This is a genomic window from Streptomyces sp. NPDC003035, from assembly GCF_042888285.1.
Classification (GTDB): Bacteria; Actinomycetota; Actinomycetes; order Streptomycetales; family Streptomycetaceae; genus Streptomyces.
The window spans coordinates 70,141-85,868 of the sequence record NZ_JBIAPJ010000008.1 but is presented as its reverse complement, the minus strand read 5'-3'; the positions used below and the strand labels follow the sequence as shown (position 1 = coordinate 85,868).

General features: G+C 72.8%; 13 protein-coding genes. 5 read left to right on the top strand and 8 right to left on the bottom strand.

The annotated features are described in order from the left end of the window. The first annotated feature begins 21 nt into the window (after positions 1-21). Positions 22-969 carry an AraC family transcriptional regulator gene (locus ACFYV5_RS25120; RefSeq protein WP_389172111.1) on the top strand — a complete coding sequence of 316 codons (948 nt, stop codon included), beginning with the start codon at positions 22-24 and terminating at the stop codon, positions 967-969. Here the strand turns inward: ACFYV5_RS25120 and helR are convergent. Next, on the bottom strand, positions 956-3,118 hold the full coding sequence (gene helR / locus ACFYV5_RS25115) for an RNA polymerase recycling motor ATPase HelR (RefSeq protein WP_389172573.1): 2,163 nt from the start codon (positions 3,116-3,118) through the stop codon (positions 956-958). The two genes, ACFYV5_RS25120 and helR, sit on opposite strands and share 14 nt — an antisense overlap. A 237-nt stretch (positions 3,119-3,355) precedes the next feature. Here helR and ACFYV5_RS25110 point away from each other — a divergent pair, with 237 nt between their 5' ends. Next, positions 3,356-4,054 (top strand): DsbA family oxidoreductase, encoded by a 699-nt coding sequence (locus tag ACFYV5_RS25110; RefSeq protein ID WP_389172109.1) that lies wholly within the window; start codon positions 3,356-3,358, stop codon positions 4,052-4,054. A gap of 77 nt (positions 4,055-4,131) precedes the next feature. Continuing rightward, on the top strand, positions 4,132-5,184 hold the full coding sequence (locus tag ACFYV5_RS25105; RefSeq protein WP_355111443.1) for an aminotransferase class V-fold PLP-dependent enzyme: 1,053 nt from the start codon (positions 4,132-4,134) through the stop codon (positions 5,182-5,184). 94 nt (positions 5,185-5,278) lie between these two features. On the opposite strand, the gene thpD is transcribed toward ACFYV5_RS25105, so the two are convergent. The 5 genes from thpD to ACFYV5_RS25080 all read right to left on the bottom strand — a co-directional run bounded on the left by thpD (position 5,279) and on the right by ACFYV5_RS25080 (position 9,846). Beyond that, positions 5,279-6,145: an ectoine hydroxylase gene (thpD, locus tag ACFYV5_RS25100; protein WP_389172107.1), complete on the bottom strand. Its 867-nt coding sequence runs from the start codon at positions 6,143-6,145 to the stop codon at positions 5,279-5,281. 1 nt (position 6,146) lies between these two features. Beyond that, positions 6,147-6,545, bottom strand: coding sequence for an ectoine synthase (locus ACFYV5_RS25095; protein WP_355111447.1), 399 nt, complete (start codon positions 6,543-6,545; stop codon positions 6,147-6,149). Positions 6,546-6,577: 32 nt separating this feature from the next. Beyond that, the gene (gene ectB / locus ACFYV5_RS25090; protein WP_355111448.1) at positions 6,578-7,846 is read right to left on the bottom strand and encodes a diaminobutyrate--2-oxoglutarate transaminase; all 1,269 of its coding nucleotides are present in this window, start codon (positions 7,844-7,846) and stop codon (positions 6,578-6,580) included. Beyond that, a complete protein-coding gene (gene ectA / locus ACFYV5_RS25085; protein WP_355111450.1) occupies positions 7,843-8,361 on the bottom strand; it encodes a diaminobutyrate acetyltransferase in 519 nt (172 codons plus the stop codon). Before ectA ends, ectB begins: the two co-directional genes overlap by 4 nt. Before the next feature lie 384 nt (positions 8,362-8,745). Beyond that, complete coding sequence (locus ACFYV5_RS25080) at positions 8,746-9,846, bottom strand: aminotransferase class V-fold PLP-dependent enzyme (protein WP_355111591.1); 1,101 nt, start codon at positions 9,844-9,846, stop codon at positions 8,746-8,748. 142 nt (positions 9,847-9,988) lie between these two features. Between ACFYV5_RS25080 and ACFYV5_RS25075 the strand changes: the two genes are divergently transcribed. Continuing rightward, positions 9,989-11,074, top strand: a complete 1,086-nt coding sequence (locus tag ACFYV5_RS25075; RefSeq protein ID WP_355111452.1) for an amidohydrolase family protein — start codon at positions 9,989-9,991, stop codon at positions 11,072-11,074. A gap of 19 nt (positions 11,075-11,093) precedes the next feature. Here the strand turns inward: ACFYV5_RS25075 and ACFYV5_RS25070 are convergent, their stop codons facing one another. Both ACFYV5_RS25070 and ACFYV5_RS25065 read right to left on the bottom strand, forming a co-directional pair. Next, positions 11,094-11,657 (bottom strand): GNAT family N-acetyltransferase, encoded by a 564-nt coding sequence (locus ACFYV5_RS25070; protein ID WP_389172103.1) that lies wholly within the window; start codon positions 11,655-11,657, stop codon positions 11,094-11,096. Beyond that, the gene (locus tag ACFYV5_RS25065; RefSeq protein ID WP_389172101.1) at positions 11,650-14,271 is read right to left on the bottom strand and encodes a penicillin acylase family protein; all 2,622 of its coding nucleotides are present in this window, start codon (positions 14,269-14,271) and stop codon (positions 11,650-11,652) included. The genes ACFYV5_RS25070 and ACFYV5_RS25065 overlap by 8 nt, the downstream gene beginning before the upstream one ends. Positions 14,272-14,712: 441 nt before the next feature. Between ACFYV5_RS25065 and ACFYV5_RS25060 the strand changes: the two genes are divergently transcribed. Further along, a complete protein-coding gene (locus ACFYV5_RS25060; protein ID WP_355111456.1) occupies positions 14,713-15,660 on the top strand; it encodes an SCO1860 family LAETG-anchored protein in 948 nt (315 codons plus the stop codon). Positions 15,661-15,728: the final 68 nt, after the last annotated feature.

The window sequence follows — 15,728 nt, the reverse complement described above, 5'->3', positions numbered from 1 at the left end:
GTCTCGCGGTACGGTGCGGCCATGGACGTACTGAGCGATGCCGTCACGGCGATGCGCACCGGACGACCGCACTCCTCCCGGACCGTCAACTCCGGCTCGTGGGGCTTCCGCTTCCCGCCGGGCAAGGGAGCCGGATTCCACGGTCTGGTCCAGGGCACGGCCTGGCTCATCCCGCCTGACGGCGGAGAGCCCGTCGAACTGCGCCCCGGGGACGTGGTGCTGCTCGCGCACGGCACCGGTCACGGGATCGCCGCCCACCCCGACGCCCCGCTCGTCGACGCCGTGCGGGCCGCCGACGGATCGTGGCCCACCCCGCCCGCCCGCGCACCCGCCCGCGCGGACGAGACCCTGCTGGTGTGCGGCGCGTACCAGGTGAGCAGGGCCCGGGCCCATCCCCTCTTCACCGAGCTGCCGCCGTACGTGCACATCCCCGCCCGGGCCGGCGCCCACCCCCGGCTGCGCGCCGCGGTCGACCTGCTCGGCGCCGAACTCGCCGACCCCCAGCCGGGATCCGACGCGCTGGTGCCCGCCCTGCTCGACACCCTGCTCGTCCTGATGCTGCGCACCTGGTGGCTGACCGAGCGCCCCGACCGCACCACAGGCTGGTCCGCGGCCCTGAGCGACCCTGCCGTCACCGCGGCCCTCCGCGCGATCCACGCGGAGCCGGCCAGGGCGTGGACCGTGGAGGAACTCGGCGCGGAGGGCGGCCTCTCCCGCGCGGCCTTCGCCCGCCGTTTCACCACGCTGGTGGGCAGGCCGCCCCTGGCGTACCTGACGTGGTGGCGCATGACCACGGCGGGACGGCTGCTCCGCGCGGACGACGCACCCCTGCGCGCCGTGGCCCAACGGACGGGCTACACCTCGGAGTTCGCCTTCGCCAAGGCGTTCAAACGGGAGTACGGAATGGCGCCGGGACGGTACCGCAGGGGCGGCGGTCCCGCTGTCCCGGCCGAGGTCAGGAGCTCGTGAGGACGACGAGCCGCTGCGTCGCCCGGGTCATCGCCACATAGCGGTCGACCGCTCCTTCGATCCCCTCGCCGAACGACTCCGGGTCGACGAGGACGACCAGGTCGAACTCGAGCCCCTTCGACAGCTCCGGCGACAGCGACCGGACGCGGTCCGTCTCCCACTCCGAGCCTGCGCCGATGCCGCCGGTCCCGATCACGCAGGCGGTCCCGTCGCCGTGCTCGGCGAGCCAGTCCTGGAGGATCGCGTCCAGGTCCGCGACGGACCCGTGGACGACGGGGACGCCGCTGCTGCGCACCGAGCTCGGCACATTGGCGTCCGGGAGCACGGCCCGGATGACCGGCTCGGCCTCCGTCATGACCTCCTCCGGCGTGCGGTAGTTGATGCTCAGGGCGGCCATCTCGATCCGGTCGAGCCCGATCCGCTCCAGCCGCTCCCGCCACGACTCCGTGAACCCGTGCCTGGCCTGCGCGCGGTCCCCGACGATGGTGAAGCTCCGGGACGGACAGCGCAGCAGCAGCATCTGCCACTCCGCGTCGGTCAGCTCCTGCGCCTCGTCCACCACGATGTGCGCGAACGGTCCGGCGAGCAGGTCCGGCTCGGCGCCCGGCAGCGCGCTCTCGTCGATCAGGCTGTCCTGCAGGTCCCGCCCGCGCAGCATCGTCACCGCGCCCTCACCGTCGGCGTCCGCCGCGAGCACGTTGTCGATGACGTCGGCCATCCGCGCGCGCTCGGCCGCGACGGAGGCCTCGCGCCGCCGCCGGCGCAGGGAATCCTCCGGGTCGCCGAGCCGCTGCCGGGCCGCGTCCAGGAGCGGCAGGTCGGAGACCGTCCACGCCTGGGCGTCCGCGCGCCGCAGCTTCCGCACCTCCTCGGGGCTCAGCCAGGGCGCGCACATCCGCAGGTACGCGGGTACCGACCACAGGTCCCCGACGAGGTCGGCCGCTTCGAGCAGCGGCCACGCGCCGTTCAGGGCCCCGTTCAGCTCCTCGTCGTGCAGCAGCGCCCTCCGGAGCTGGTCCTCGGGGACGTCCTCGTCATGCTGGTCGCGCACGATCGTGAACAGCTCCTCCCGGATCTGCTCGCGCGCCTCGTTGTGCGGGGTGCCCGGCTCCGCCGCCTCGAACGCCTCGGCCCAGTCGCCGGCGCTCAGGTACACGTCGGTCCAGGGTGTCGTGACCGTCATCCCCTCGGTGGGCGGCGTCTCGTAGAACGCGACGGCCTTCTCGATCGCCCTCACCATGGCCACGGAGGACTTCAGCCGGGCCACCTCCGGGTCGGTCTCGGGAGCTGCCTTCGCTCCCTCGGCGACCAGGTCCCGCAGGACGCAGGTCTGCACGCCCTCCTCCCCGAGGCTCGGGAGCACGTCGGCGACGTAGTCGAGGTACGGCCGGTGCGGACCGACGAAGAGCACGCCGCCCCGACGGTGACCGAGGCGGGGGTCGGAGTGGAGGAGATAGGCGGAGCGGTGCAGGGCGACGACGGTCTTTCCCGTACCCGGGCCGCCGTCGACGACGAGCGCGCCGCGGGAACCCGCCCGGATGATGGCGTCCTGGTCGGCCTGGATGGTGGAGAGGACGTCGCGCATCCGGGCCGAGCGGTTGCTGCCCAGGCTCGCGATGAAGGCGGACTGGTCGTCGAGCGCGGCGTGCCGCTCCAGACCGTCGGCGGTGAACACCTCGTCCCAGTAGTCGCTGATCCGGCCGCCGGTCCAGCGGTACCTGCGGCGGCTCGCCAGACCCATCGGCCGGGCGTGGGTCGCCGCGAAGAACGGCTCGGCCGCGGGGGAGCGCCAGTCGAGCAGCAGCCGACGGCCCGTGCTGTCGGTGAGCCCGAGCCGTCCGATGTACACCGGCTCGGGGTCGTCCGCGCGGACGATGTGTCCGAGGCACAGGTCCAGACCGAAGCGGCGCAGGGTGCGCAGCCGACCGGTCAGCCGGTGGATCTCCATGTCGCGCTCCATCGCCTCCCGGCCGACGCCACCGGGCGCCCTGCGCTCGGCGTCCAGCCGGTCGGACAGGTCGACGACGGTCTGATCGAGGCTCTTCGCGATGGCCGCGAAGTGCTGCTCGTCACCGCCGATCAGGGCCGGGTCGCACTTGGCGGAGAGACGGTCGGGGAGGTCGAACGCACTGGTGGGCAGGTCGTTCACAGGCACGTGGTGGATCTCCGATGTCCGCGGGTTCTGGGGGTGAGGACGTGATTCTGCGGCACGACGGGGGCCTTGCGGCAAGCCCCCCGGTGCGCTATAAGTTAAGAGTGGCAAGGGACGCGGACGCTCCTTTGCCTTTCTTTTTTGCCCTCCGGCACGGAATGAATCGGGCACCCCCGCGCGTTGCGGCCACGGTAGACATCACGCCCCCCGCGACCCCGGAGAGAAGCAGAGAACATGCGCGTCGAGATCTGGAGCGACATCGCCTGCCCCTGGTGCTACATCGGCAAGGCCCGCTTCGAGAAGGGGCTCGCGGCCTTCGCCCACCGCGACGAGATCGAGGTGGTGCACCGCTCCTTCGAGCTCGACCCGAACCGGCCCAAGGGCGACACGGCTCCCGTGATCGACATGCTGGCGAAGAAGTACGGCCGGACGCTGGACGAGGCCCGTGCCATGGAGGCCCACGTCGCATCCAACGCGCACTCCGAGGGACTCGGTTACCGCACCGAGGGCCGCGACCACGGCAACACCTTCGACATCCACCGCCTGCTCCACCTGGCCAAGGACCGCGGCCGCCAGAACGAGCTGCTCGACCTCACCTACCGCGCCAACTTCGCCGAGGAGCGCTCCGTCTTCGACGCCGAGACCCTGGTGCGGCTCGGTGTCGAGGCCGGCCTGGACGAGGCCGAGGTCCGGTCCGTCCTCGCCGACGGGAACGCGTACGCCGAGGCGGTACGGGCGGACGAGCGCGAGGCCGCCGAACTCGGCGCCAACGGTGTGCCGTTCTTCGTCCTCGACCGCCGCTACGGCATCTCCGGAGGCCAGCCCGCCGAGGTCTTCACGCAGGCGCTGGAGCAGGCGTGGCAGGGCCGGGCGCCGCAGCCGGTCGGCGGGGACGCGGCGGCGTGCGACGCCGACGGCGCCTGTGAGGTCTGAGCGTCCCGCCCGGGGCCCGGGCTTCCCCTTGATCATGCGTCGTTGACGCGGGGCCGGGGGGAGCCCAGGCTGGAGCCATGGATGCCATGGACCCCCTCGGCGGCGCCGAGTTCGCGCCGAAGCAGACGTATCTGAACACCTCCGCCTGCGGGCTGCTGCCCCGGAGGACCATCGAGGCGATCACCCTCCTCGCCGAGGAGACCGCGGCCGGCCGCCCCGACGGGGCCGGGAGCTTCGACATCGTCGACGAGGCGCGGGCCCGCTTCGCCCGGCTGGCCGGCGTCCGCCCCGACCGGGTCGCCGTCGGCAGCTCGGTCTCCGTGCACGTGGGGATGATCGCGCAGTCGATGCCGGCCGGGGCCGAGATCCTCTTCCCCGAGGGCGACTTCAGCTCCGTCATCAACCCCTTCACCGTGCGCGGCGACCTCAAGACGCGGTTCGTGCCGCTGGAGCGGCTCGCGGAGTCCGTCCGGCCCGAGACCGCGCTCGTGGCCTTCTCCGCCGTGCAGTCCGCGGACGGCCGGACCGCCGACTTCACGGCGGTACGGGCCGCGGCGGCCGCCCACGGCGCCCGTACGCTGCTCGACGCCACCCAGTCGGCGGGCTGGCTGCCGCTGAGGGCGGGGGAGTGGGACTACACCGTGGCAGGCGGCTACAAGTTCCTGCTCTGCCCGCGCGGGGCGTCCTTCCTCACGGTCACGGAGGAGGCGCAGGACACCCTCCTGCCGATCCACGCGGGCTGGGTCGCGGGTGAGGAGCTGTGGGTCAACAGCTACGGCCCGGTGCGTGAACTGGCCCGTTCCGCGCGGCGGTTCGACGAGCCGGCGGCCTTCCTCTCGTACCACGGTGCCGCGCGCTCCCTGGCGCTGCTCGAAGAGATCGGCATCGAGCGGATCGAGGCCCACAACACGGCGCTCGCCGCCCGTTTCCGGGCCGGGCTCACCGCTCTGGGGCATGTGCCCGTCGCGGACGTCTCCGGCGTGGTCGCGGTCCCCGGCCTCGGCGACCGGCAGGAGGCGCTCCGGGAAGCCGGCATCCTGATGTCCGCCCGCGCGGGCAACCTGCGCGCCTCCTTCCACCTGTACAACGGCTCGGCCGACGTGGACCGCGCCCTGGAGGTGCTGAGCTGACCCGCCGGGAGGGCGGACGCCCCCGGGCGCCAGGCCACCGCCTGGCGCCCGGGGGCGTCCGCCCTCCCGGGGAGCGTCTCCCGGGGCGCGCCCGTCACCGTACGGGAGTGAAGTCCCGCGCCCCGATGAACTCCGGCCGCCGCACCGGCGCCGCGAACGGCTCCACCGCCGTGTTCTCCACGCTGTTGAAGACGATGAAGACGTTGCTCCGCGGATACGGCGTGATGTTGTCGCCCGAACCGTGCATCGCGTTGCAGTCGAACCAGGTTGCCGAACCCGCGCGGCCCGTGAAGAGCCGGATGCCGTGCGCGTCCGCGAGCGAGGTCAGCGCCTCGTCCGACGGCGTACCCGCGTCCTGCATCTGCAACGAGCGCTTGTAGTTGTCCTTCGGGGTGGCCCCCGCGCAGCCGAGGAACGTCCGGTGCGAGCCCGGCATGATCATCAGGCCGCCGTTGGTGTCGTGGTTCTCGGTCAGCGCGATCGACACCGACACGGTCCGCATGCGCGGCAGCCCGTCCTCCGCGTGCCATGTCTCGAAGTCCGAGTGCCAGTAGAAACCGGAGGCGCCGAAGCCCGGCTTCACGTTGATCCGCGACTGGTGGACGTACACGTCCGAGCCGAGGATCTCGCGGGCCCGGCCCACCACCCGCTCGTCGCGCACGAGCCGGGCGAAGACCTCGCTGATCCGGTGGACCTCGAAGACCGACCGTACGGACGCGGACTTCGACTCGACGATCGCGCGCGGGTCGGACCGTACGGCCGGATCGGCGATCAGCCGGTCGAGCTCCCGCTTGTACACCGCGACCTCGTCGTCGGTCAGCAGATCGGGCTCCGCCAGGAAGCCGTCACGGTCGAACGTCTCCAGGCCCGGGGCGTCGCTCCACACCACCGGGTCGCGGCGGGGCGTGAGCACCTCGTCGGTGCCCCGCGTGGGATACAGATCCGTCAGTACGTCGGTCATGTCAGCCCTCCTCCGTCAGCAGGGGATACACCCCGTTCTCGTCGTGGTCCTCCCGGCCGGTGACCGGGGGGTTGAAGACGCAGACGCAGCGGAAGTCGGTCTTCGGCCGCAGGGTGTGCCGCTCGTGACCGTCGAGCAGGTACATCGTGCCCGGCTCGATCCAGTGCGTCTCGCCGGTCTCGTCGTTCGTCAGCTCCGCCTCGCCCTCGACGCACAGGACGGCCTCGATGTGGTTCGCGTACCACATGGACGTCTCGGTGCCCGCGTACAGCACGGTCTCGTGGAGGGAGAAGCCGACGCGCTCCTTGGCGAGGACGATCCGCTTGCTCTCCCAGGTGCCGGAGGCGGACCGCACATGGCGTTCGGTGTTCTCGATGTCCTTGAACGATCGGACGATCACGGTGACTCGATTTCCCTTCGTCTACGGGTGGTTCAGACGGTCTCGCGGACCGCACGGGACAGCGTGCGCAGCCCCTCGTCCAGCTCCTCCGGGGTGATGGTCAGCGGCGGGAGGAGTTTGACGACCTGGCTCTCCGGGCCCGAGGTCTCGAGGAGCAGCCCCAGCTCGAAGGCGCGCGCGCAGACCTTCGACGCCCGCGACCGGTCGGCGAACTCCAGGCCCCAGACCAGGCCCCGGCCGCGGTAGTGCGCGCCGTCGGCGGAGTTCTCCTCGCAGAGGGCGAGGAGCGCCTGCTCGACCTGCTCGCCGCGGCCCAGGGTCTGCTTCTCCATCTGGCCGTCGGCCCAGTACGCGTCGAGGGCGGCGGCCGCGGTGACGAAGGCCGGGTTGTTGCCGCGGAAGGTGCCGTTGTGCTCGCCCGGCTCCCACACGTCCAGCTCCGGCCGGAACAGGCACAGCGACATGGGCAGCCCGTACCCGCTGATCGACTTCGACAGCGTGACGATGTCCGGGGTGATGCCGGCCTCCTCGAAGGAGAAGAAGGCGCCGGTGCGGCCGCAGCCCATCTGGATGTCGTCGACGATCAGCAGCATGTCCTGGCGGCGGCACAGGTCGGCGAGCGCGCGCAGCCATTCGTTGCGGGCGACATTGATGCCGCCCTCGCCCTGGACCGTCTCCACGATCACGGCGGCCGGCTTGTTCAGGCCGGAGCCCTGGTCCTCAAGGAGCCGCTCGAACCAGAGGAAGTCCGGGACCTGGCCGTCGAGGTAGTGGTCGAACGGCATCGGCGTGCCGTGCACCAGCGGGATGCCGGCCCCGGCGCGCTTGAAGGCGTTGCCGGTCACGGCGAGCGAGCCCAGGGACATGCCGTGGAAGGCGTTGGTGAAGGAGACCACCGACTCGCGGCCCTTCACCTTCCGCGCCAGCTTCAGCGCGGCTTCCACCGCGTTGGTGCCGGTCGGCCCCGGGAACATCACCTTGTACGGCAGGGAGCGCGGCTTCAGGACGACGTCGTGGAAGGTCTCCAGGAACGTGCGTTTGGCGGTGGTCGCCATGTCGAGACCGTGGGTGATCCCGTCGCGCTCCAGATAGTCGATCAGCGCCCGTTTCAGTACGGGATTGTTGTGGCCGTAGTTGAGCGAACCGGCGCCGGCGAAGAAGTCGAGGTACTCGTGCCCGTCCTCGTCGGTGAGGCGGGCGCCCTGCGCGCGGTCGAAGACGGTGGGCCAGCCGCGGCAGTAGCTGCGGACCTCCGACTCCAGGGTCTCGAAGACGCTCAGTTCGGGCGGGGTGATGGTCACAGCGATGCTCCCGTGGAGTGGAAAGGGCCGATGCGGTGCAGAACTTCGGGCAGATGGGCGGCGCCGGACGCGTCGGGGAAGAGGTCCCCGTCGAAGAGGACTTCGCGCTCCAGAGGGAGCCCGTGCCGTGCGGCGTAGGCGGCGAAGAGCCGGCCGGAGGCCGTGTTGTCGGGGGTGACGGTCGTCTCGAGGGCCTCGGGGGCGACCCGCGCGGTGAGCGCGTCGAGAAGCACCCCGGCAAGACCTCGCCCGCGGTACTCCGCGTCGACGGCGATCTGCCAGACGACGAGGGTGCCCGGGCGGTCCGGGCGCATGTAGCCGGTCACGAAGGCGACCGGCTCGCCGTCGGCGGCGCGCGCGACCAGCGAGGTGGCGGCGAAGTCGCGGCTCCACAGCAGATAGCTGTACGGGGAGTTCAGGTCCAGTACCTCGGAGTCGCGGGCGATGCGCCACATCGCGGCTCCGTCCTCCACGCGTGGGCTTTCCAGAGTCATGGCTGCTTGTGCTGCGGTCATGCCGGGGGAATTTACCGAGCAATTTCTTGAATTGCATGTGGCGGTGGGGTGTGACGAAGACGCTCGATGTGTTATTCGCGCGAGCGCGAATCGCTACCGTTCTGCCCGGATATGTCCGGGCAAAAAGGGCGCGATGTGGAGTCCGTCACAAGATCGCACCGCGAGATGAATGCTGATGAAATCTTGGCGTTTAGGGTCGCAAATCGGGGGCAGAAGAAGTGCGGAAGGTGTCCGGGTAATTCGCGCGAAGAATGCACGTCGGTATTTCCCTGGAATTCACGGGATCAGGGATCACGGGAATCTTCGGCGGAGGCCGCACGGGTGTGGGCATACGAAACGGGCGGGGCCGCCGGCCCCGCCCGTCACCCGCGTACGTCGAAGGCTCTAGGCCCACGCCTCCGTCACCGCGCGGCGGGCGCCCTCCAGGTCCACCGGGTGGCCCGCCTCGCCGAGCGCGGCGCCCAGGGCCGCCAGCGAGGACCGGACCACGCCCGGAGTCGCGTCCACGCCGTAGTGGTTGACCCGGATCATCTCCTTCGACAGCGCCCCTCCGCCCGCGATCAGCGGCAGCGACGGGTCGGCCGCCAGCGCCTTCGCGACCAGCTCCGAGGCGTCCACGCCCGCCGGGGTACGCAGCGTCGTCGCGACCGGGGCCGCCTCGCGGGCCTCGTGGACGTACGGCCGCAGACCGCCGCCCAGGGCCAGCGTGCCCGCCCGGGTCGCCGCCGCCGCGGCGGCGTGACGAGCCATCAGCGCGTCCAGGCCCTCGGCCTCGATCCGCTCCACGCACGCCTCCAGGGCCAGCATCTCCAACTGCGCCGGAGCGTGCAGCAGCGCCTTGCGGCCGCCGTCGATCCAGCGCTCCTTCCAGTCCAGGAGCGAGAGGTACGAACGGCGCGGCGCCCGCGGGTTGGCGGCGAAGCGCTCCCACGCGCGCTCGCTGACGGAGACCGCCGAGACGCCCGCAGGACCGCCCATCGCCTTCTGCGCGCCGATGATGCACATGTCGACACCCCACGCGTCCGGCAGCACCGGCTCCGCGCCGATCGACGCCACCGCGTCCAGGTAGAACAGCGCGCCGTGCGCCCGTACGACCTCACCGATCTCGGCGACCGGGTTGGTGTTGCCGGTCGCCGCCTCCGCGTGCACCAGCGACACGAAGTCGATCTCCGGGTGCTCGGCCAGCGCCTGCTCCACCTGCGCGGCCGTCACCGCCGTGTGGAACGGCACCGCGAGGTCCACGACCGTGGCACCGCAGTCCCGCAGCCAGTCCCCGAAGGTCTGGCCGTAGGGCCCCGTGACGATGTTCAGCGCGGTCGAGCCGGGCCGCGCTCCGCTGCGGATGCACCCCTCCAGGGGCAGCAGCGCCTCGCCCTGGGTGATCACCACGTCCTGCTCGGTCGAGAGCAGCGCGGCGACCCGCCGCTCGATGGACGCGAAGTGGGCGGCGGTCAGCGGGGCCAGGTCCAGAAGCGGGTGTGTCACGGTCACGGTGGTGCCTTCTTCGGATCAGTTCGAGCAGGTGGGGCCAGGGTGGAGCTTCGGTTCAGGGTACGGGCCGCTCGCGCGCGGCGACCGGCGGTCGACCGCCGTGTGACGGGTCACCCGCCCCTCGTAGAGTGCTGACATGAGCGATCACGTGGTGCTGCATGTGAAGGGGCGGGTGCTCGTCGGCCCGGAGGACGTACGGGACGAGCTCTGGGCGGTCGACGGGCGGATCACGTACACCCGGCCCTCCGGCGACGCCCTGACCGTGGAGGGCTGGGCCCTGCCGGGCCTCGTCGACGCGCACTGCCATGTCGGCCTGGACCAGCACGGCCCGGTCGACGACGCCACGAGCGAGAAGCAGGCGCTGACCGACCGGGACGCGGGCACGCTCCTGATCCGCGACGCGGGTTCGCCGTCCGACACCCGCTGGATCGACGCGCGCGAGGACCTGCCGAAGATCATCCGCGCGGGCCGCCACATCGCCCGGACCCGCCGCTACATCCGCAACTACGCCCATGAGATCGAGCCCCCGGAACTGGTGGCGTACGTCGGACAGGAGGCCCGGCGCGGCGACGGCTGGGTCAAGCTCGTCGGCGACTGGCTCGACAGGGAGTCGGGCGACCTGGGTGCCTGCTGGCCCCGGGCCGAGGTCGAGGCGGCGATCGCCGAGGCCCACCGGCTGGGCGCGCGCGTCACCGCGCACTGCTTCGCGGAGGACTCGCTGCGGGACCTGGTGGAGGCGGGCATCGACTGCATCGAGCACGCCACGGGACTGACCGAGGAGACGATCCCGCTCTTCGCCGAGCGGGGCGTCGCGATCGTCCCCACGCTCGTCAACATCGCCACGTTCCCCAGGCTCGCGGAGGGCGGCGAGAAGAAGTTCCCGCGCTGGTCGGCGCACATGCGACGGCTGTACGAGCGCCGGTACGACACGGTCCGCGCGGCGTACGACGCGGGCGTGCCGGTCTTCGTCGGCACGGACGCGGGCGGCTCCCTGGCCCACGGGCTCGTCGCGGCCGAGGTCGAGGAACTGGTCAAGGCCGGCATCCCGCCGCTCGACGCCCTCTCGGCGACCGCCTGGGGCGCGCGGGAGTGGCTCGGGCGCCCCTCCCTGGAGGAGGGCGCGCCCGCGGACCTCGTCGTCTACGCGGAGGATCCGCGGGCGGACGTGCGCGTGCTCGCGGCGCCGCGGCGGGTGATCGTGAACGGCCGCGTGATCGGCTGAGGCGGCCGCCGCTTCCCGGTCAGCGCGTCAGGAACGCCAGCCGTGCCTTCTTCTCCGGGATGAAGACCTCCGGCAGGTCCACCTCGGGCAGGACGACCTCGGGGCCGAGCTCGAATCCGGACCGGACGAGCAGGCCGATCGCCTTCTCGTTGGCGGCATCCGGCTCGCCGACGATACGGGTCCGGCCGCCCGACAGCGCGAAGTCGATCAGCACGGTCAGGAGTCCCGTGGAGAAGCCGCGTTCGGGGGCGGCCGTCGGCGCCAGGAAGAGGTGCACGCCGATGTCGCCGGCGAGCACGTCGTAGCACTCGCTGACGCGATCGGCCTCGGGGTCGTACGTCTGGAAGATCGCGACCGGCTCGCCGTCGCGGCGGACCAGGAAGCCGTGGTGCGTGGTGAGCGAGTCCAGGTGCGCGTAGACGTCCCGCACCTGGTCGACGGTCGTCCCGCCCATGCCCCAGAACCGGGCGCGCTCCTCGTTGACCCAGCCGTGGATGAGGGCGGCGTCGCGGTCAGGGTCGACGGGGTCGATCCGGACGGTGCCGAAGCCCTCGACGGTCTGGAGGTGGAGGGGCTCAGTCATGCGGGAACTCCTTGGTGAGGTGGTGCCAGGCGGTGGTGACGGGGGCGAGCTCGCCCCGCAGCCACAGAGGCAGTTGGTCGCGGTGGTGGGGCTGGCCGGCGACGCCGGAGGCGCCGAACGGCACCACCCAGAGGCTGTTGTCGCGGTCGGCGAGGTCCCAGACGTAACGGGCGGCCGAGGCCCGGGCGCTGCGGTCGGTGAACCCGGGCACGCTGGACGTGGACAGCACGCAGTCGTGGTCCCCGCCCAGGCCCGGCCACTGCGCGTCGTCCTCGTCGGGAAGCGCCTGCCAGGGCGCGAGCCGGTGGGTCACGCCCCAGGCGGGCGGTTCGTCGCCGGCGGCGACCTCTTCGAGGGCCGCTCGGACGATCTCCGCGATGTCGGCGGCCGGTACGGGCCCGGAGACGAGCAGCGTCTCCAGCGCGAAGGCCACGCGCGGCCCGAGGGCGAGCCACGGCTGGAACAGCGCGGGGTGCGGCGCGGGGTCGCGCAGCGCCGCGAACGCCGGATGCCCGGCGACCCGCCGCACGACGGCCCCGCGCACGGCGGCGTACAGCCCGGCGTCGACGCTGTCCGCCTCCATCCGCCGATCCCACCCGAGCAACCGCGCCCGCACGGCGAGCGCACGGGGGGAGAGCGCGAGCCCGCCGCGAGGGCCGTCGGCGCCTTGCGTGGCCTGGCGGGGTGCCTGGCCCGTGGCGGGCTGCGGGCCCGCGTTGGTGGGGGACGGCTGAGGGCTCTCGGCGCTCTGCGCGGCCTGGCCGGACGTCTGCCCGTGCCCGGGCTGCGGGCCCGCGTTGGTGGGGGACGGCTGTGCGCTGTCGGCGCCCTGCGCGGCCTGGCCGGGCGGCCAACCGTCGCCAGGCGCTCCTGCCTCGGCGGACGCCCCGCCCTGGCGGGACGGCCCACCATCACCGGGCTGCGGGCCCGCGTTGGTGGGGGGTGTCTGAGCGCTGTCGGCGCTCCGCGCGGCCTGGCCGGGCGCCCTGTCCTGGCCGGGTGCCTGGCCCGTGGCGGGCTGCGGGTCCGCGTTGGTGGGGGACGGCTGTGCGCTGTCGGCGCCCTGCGCGGGCGGGGCGGGCGGCCCACCGTCGCCGGGTGCTCCCGCCTCGGCGGAGGTCCCGCCCTGGCGGGACGGCCCGTCGGCGCCGGGCTGTTGGTCCGGTCCGGCCGTACCCGTCGGGGTCTCGGCCAGCCGGCGGATCGCCTCCAGGAGGCGGGCCGCCGAGGGGTTGGCCGTGTCCGTGTGGATGGTGGGCATCGCCGTCGGCGTCCAGGTCTGCGAGCCGTCCAGCAGCTCGGCGATGCGGGCCGCGCGGTGGCCGGGGGCGAATTCCACGCCCAGGGGGGCCGCCAGGCCCCGTGCGTTGGCCATGACGGCGCGGCCCTCGACCTCCGCGCGGGGTGTCGGGGCCGGGCCGTCCTGCCAGGCGTGGGCGGGCTCCCAGGCCGGGACCACCCGGAGGGAGTTGGCGCGGTCGCGTACGGGGACGTACCCGGCGACCCGGTGCAGCAGACCGCCGTCCACGTCCGCCGCCTGGAGGACGTTGACCGGCTCGACCCAGCCGTCGACCGCGCGGTCCACGTCCGCGACCGTCCGGGCGGCCAGCAGCGCGGGCAGGACGCCGAAGCCCAGCTCGCCGGTCACCCGCGGCGGATGCCGCAGACTGATGGCCTCCCAGGAGCCCTCGTCCGGACCATCCGCGTCCACGCCGATGATCACCGGCCCCCGCTCCGTCTCGATCACCTCGATCCCGACCGGCTCCGCGCCCGCGACCTCGACGGACTCCCGGTGGACGGACGCCGCGCGCCAGCCGTCCGGGCCGAGGGCCTCCACGCCGCTGTCCGCGGTCCGCCGCAGCCGCTCCCGGTACAGGTCCTGGTAGTCGGCCATCGCGTTGGTGATCGCCCAGGCCACCTGCCCCGTGTGCCCGAAGTGGGCGAGGCCCGGGACGCCCGGCACCGCGAGGCCCAGCACGTCGTACTCCGGGCACGCGAGGCGGATCTGCTGGTAGACCCCCGGCGCCTCGATGAAGCGGTGCGGGTCGCCCGCCACGATCGCCGCGCCGCTCGCCGTGCGGTCACCGGAGACCACCCAGCCGTTGGAGCCCGCCGTCCCCGGCCCGTCCGTGGCGAACAGCTCCGTCCACTCCTCGCCGAGCCGGCGCGCGACCTCCTCCCGCCACAGCTTGGTGGGGAAGCCCGCGAAGAGGATGTGGGTGGAGAGCCAGACCGCCAGCGGCGTCCACGGCTCCCAGCGCCCGGGCGCGAGCCCCGTCGTCGCGAACTCGGGCGCCCGGCCGGCGCCTTCCGGCAGGCCCGCGTTGACCCCGTCCACGTACGCCCGTACCCACCGCGCCGTCCCGGCGTCCAGCCGCTCGAAGCAGCGGCGCGCGGTGTCGGCCAGCCGGGCCTGCCGTACGAAGGTGTCCCAGCCGGCCTCGCCCGCGCCGAGGAACGACGCCGTGGTGCCCTGCGCCCGATGCCGCTCCACCTCCAGCTGCCAGGCCCGGTCGACCGCGGTCACCCGCCCCTGCGCGAAGGCGAGTTCCTCGGGATCGGCGGCCCTCAGGTGCGGAATGCCCCAATCGTCCCGGTAGACATCGATGCTCAATCCGATCCCGATCCCGTCCGTGATGCTTAGGTAAGGCTGACCTAAATTAATCTACAGCTTCGCGGGAGAGGGGAGCGCGGTGGGGCTCGTCCTCCCCGAGGGGCGGGCGCACTCCCTCGGGTACTGGCGCGCCTCCTGACCGACGGCTCGCCGAGGCGTCTGGTTGACCGTCCGTTACCCGGCGACGGCGCGCGTCGTTGAATCACTTCCCGCGTGCGCCCGCGTGAGGCGCAACACGCGGGGCGCGCGGGAACGCGTGTGCCGAAAGAATCGAATATGGGCACGGAAACCCCCCTTTGGAGTGAACTCGCGCCAGGTGTCTGCCGGTTCACTCTCCGTGCGTAAAGATTCCGGTGTCTCAAGTCGCCGACGCCGTGCCGACCCCGTGTCCCCGTGGCGAGCGGCAGGCGACGCCATGTCTCTTGTGGGGGTTCCACCATCTTGAACAGCAACACCTTCCGTATGCCCGTACGCCGTACCGCGGCCGCCGCGACCGTCGCCGCGCTGGCCGTCGGGCCGGTGGTCCTCCTGGCCCCCGCGGCGCACGCCACGGGCGGCGAAGGACGCGCGACCGCCGTCGTCCTGCGGACCGGCCTCGACGTCTCCCTGCTCGGCAAGACGGTGAACGTGCCGCTGCGTGCCTCCCTCAACGAGGTCGAGGCGCCGGCGAGCAAGAACATGACCGCGCTGACCGTGAAGGTGGAGGGCGCCGAGAACGGCCGGCCGATCGACGTCCTGCGCGCCGACGTCGCCACCTCGAAGGCCACGGTGGACGCGAAAAAGGCCGAGGGGCACGTGAACCTGGTCAAGGCGCGGGTCCATGTCCCCGGCATCCGGGCGCTCTCCCTGATCGAGGTCGAGAAGGTCACCTCCAAGGCGGTCTGCGAGGCCGGTAAGCAGCCGGTCGCCGAGTCCAACGTGCTCGGGCACGTGACGGTCTTCGGCAAGAAGACCACCCTGTCGACGGGCGGCCGGACCAAGGTCACCGTGCCGGGCGTCGGCGAGGTGACCCTTGACCTGTCCCGTACCTCCACCACCTCGCGCACCGCTGCCGCGACCGCGCTCGAACTGAAGGTGGACGTCGACCCGCTGCAGCTCGGCGTGGCCCAGGTCAACGGCGTGGTGACCCTCGCCGAGGCCACCTGCGAGACGCCGAAGGGCACGAAGCCCACCCAGAAGCCCACTCAGAAGCCGACCGAGAAGCCCTCGGCCGAGCCCACCGACGCCGGCGGCGTGGAGACCCAGAACGGCGGCTCCGGCCCGGCCGACCAGAACCTCGCCGCGACCGGCGGCAGCTCGATGACCCCGTACCTGCTCGGCGGCGCCGTCGTCCTGCTCGGTGCGGGCGGCGGCGCCCTCGTCCTGGCGCGCGGTCGCGCCCGCGGCTGACCGACCCGAGGGGGGCCTCAGGGGGGAACTGGGGGAAATGGGGAAAGGGGAGGCCGAGGGCGGTCGTG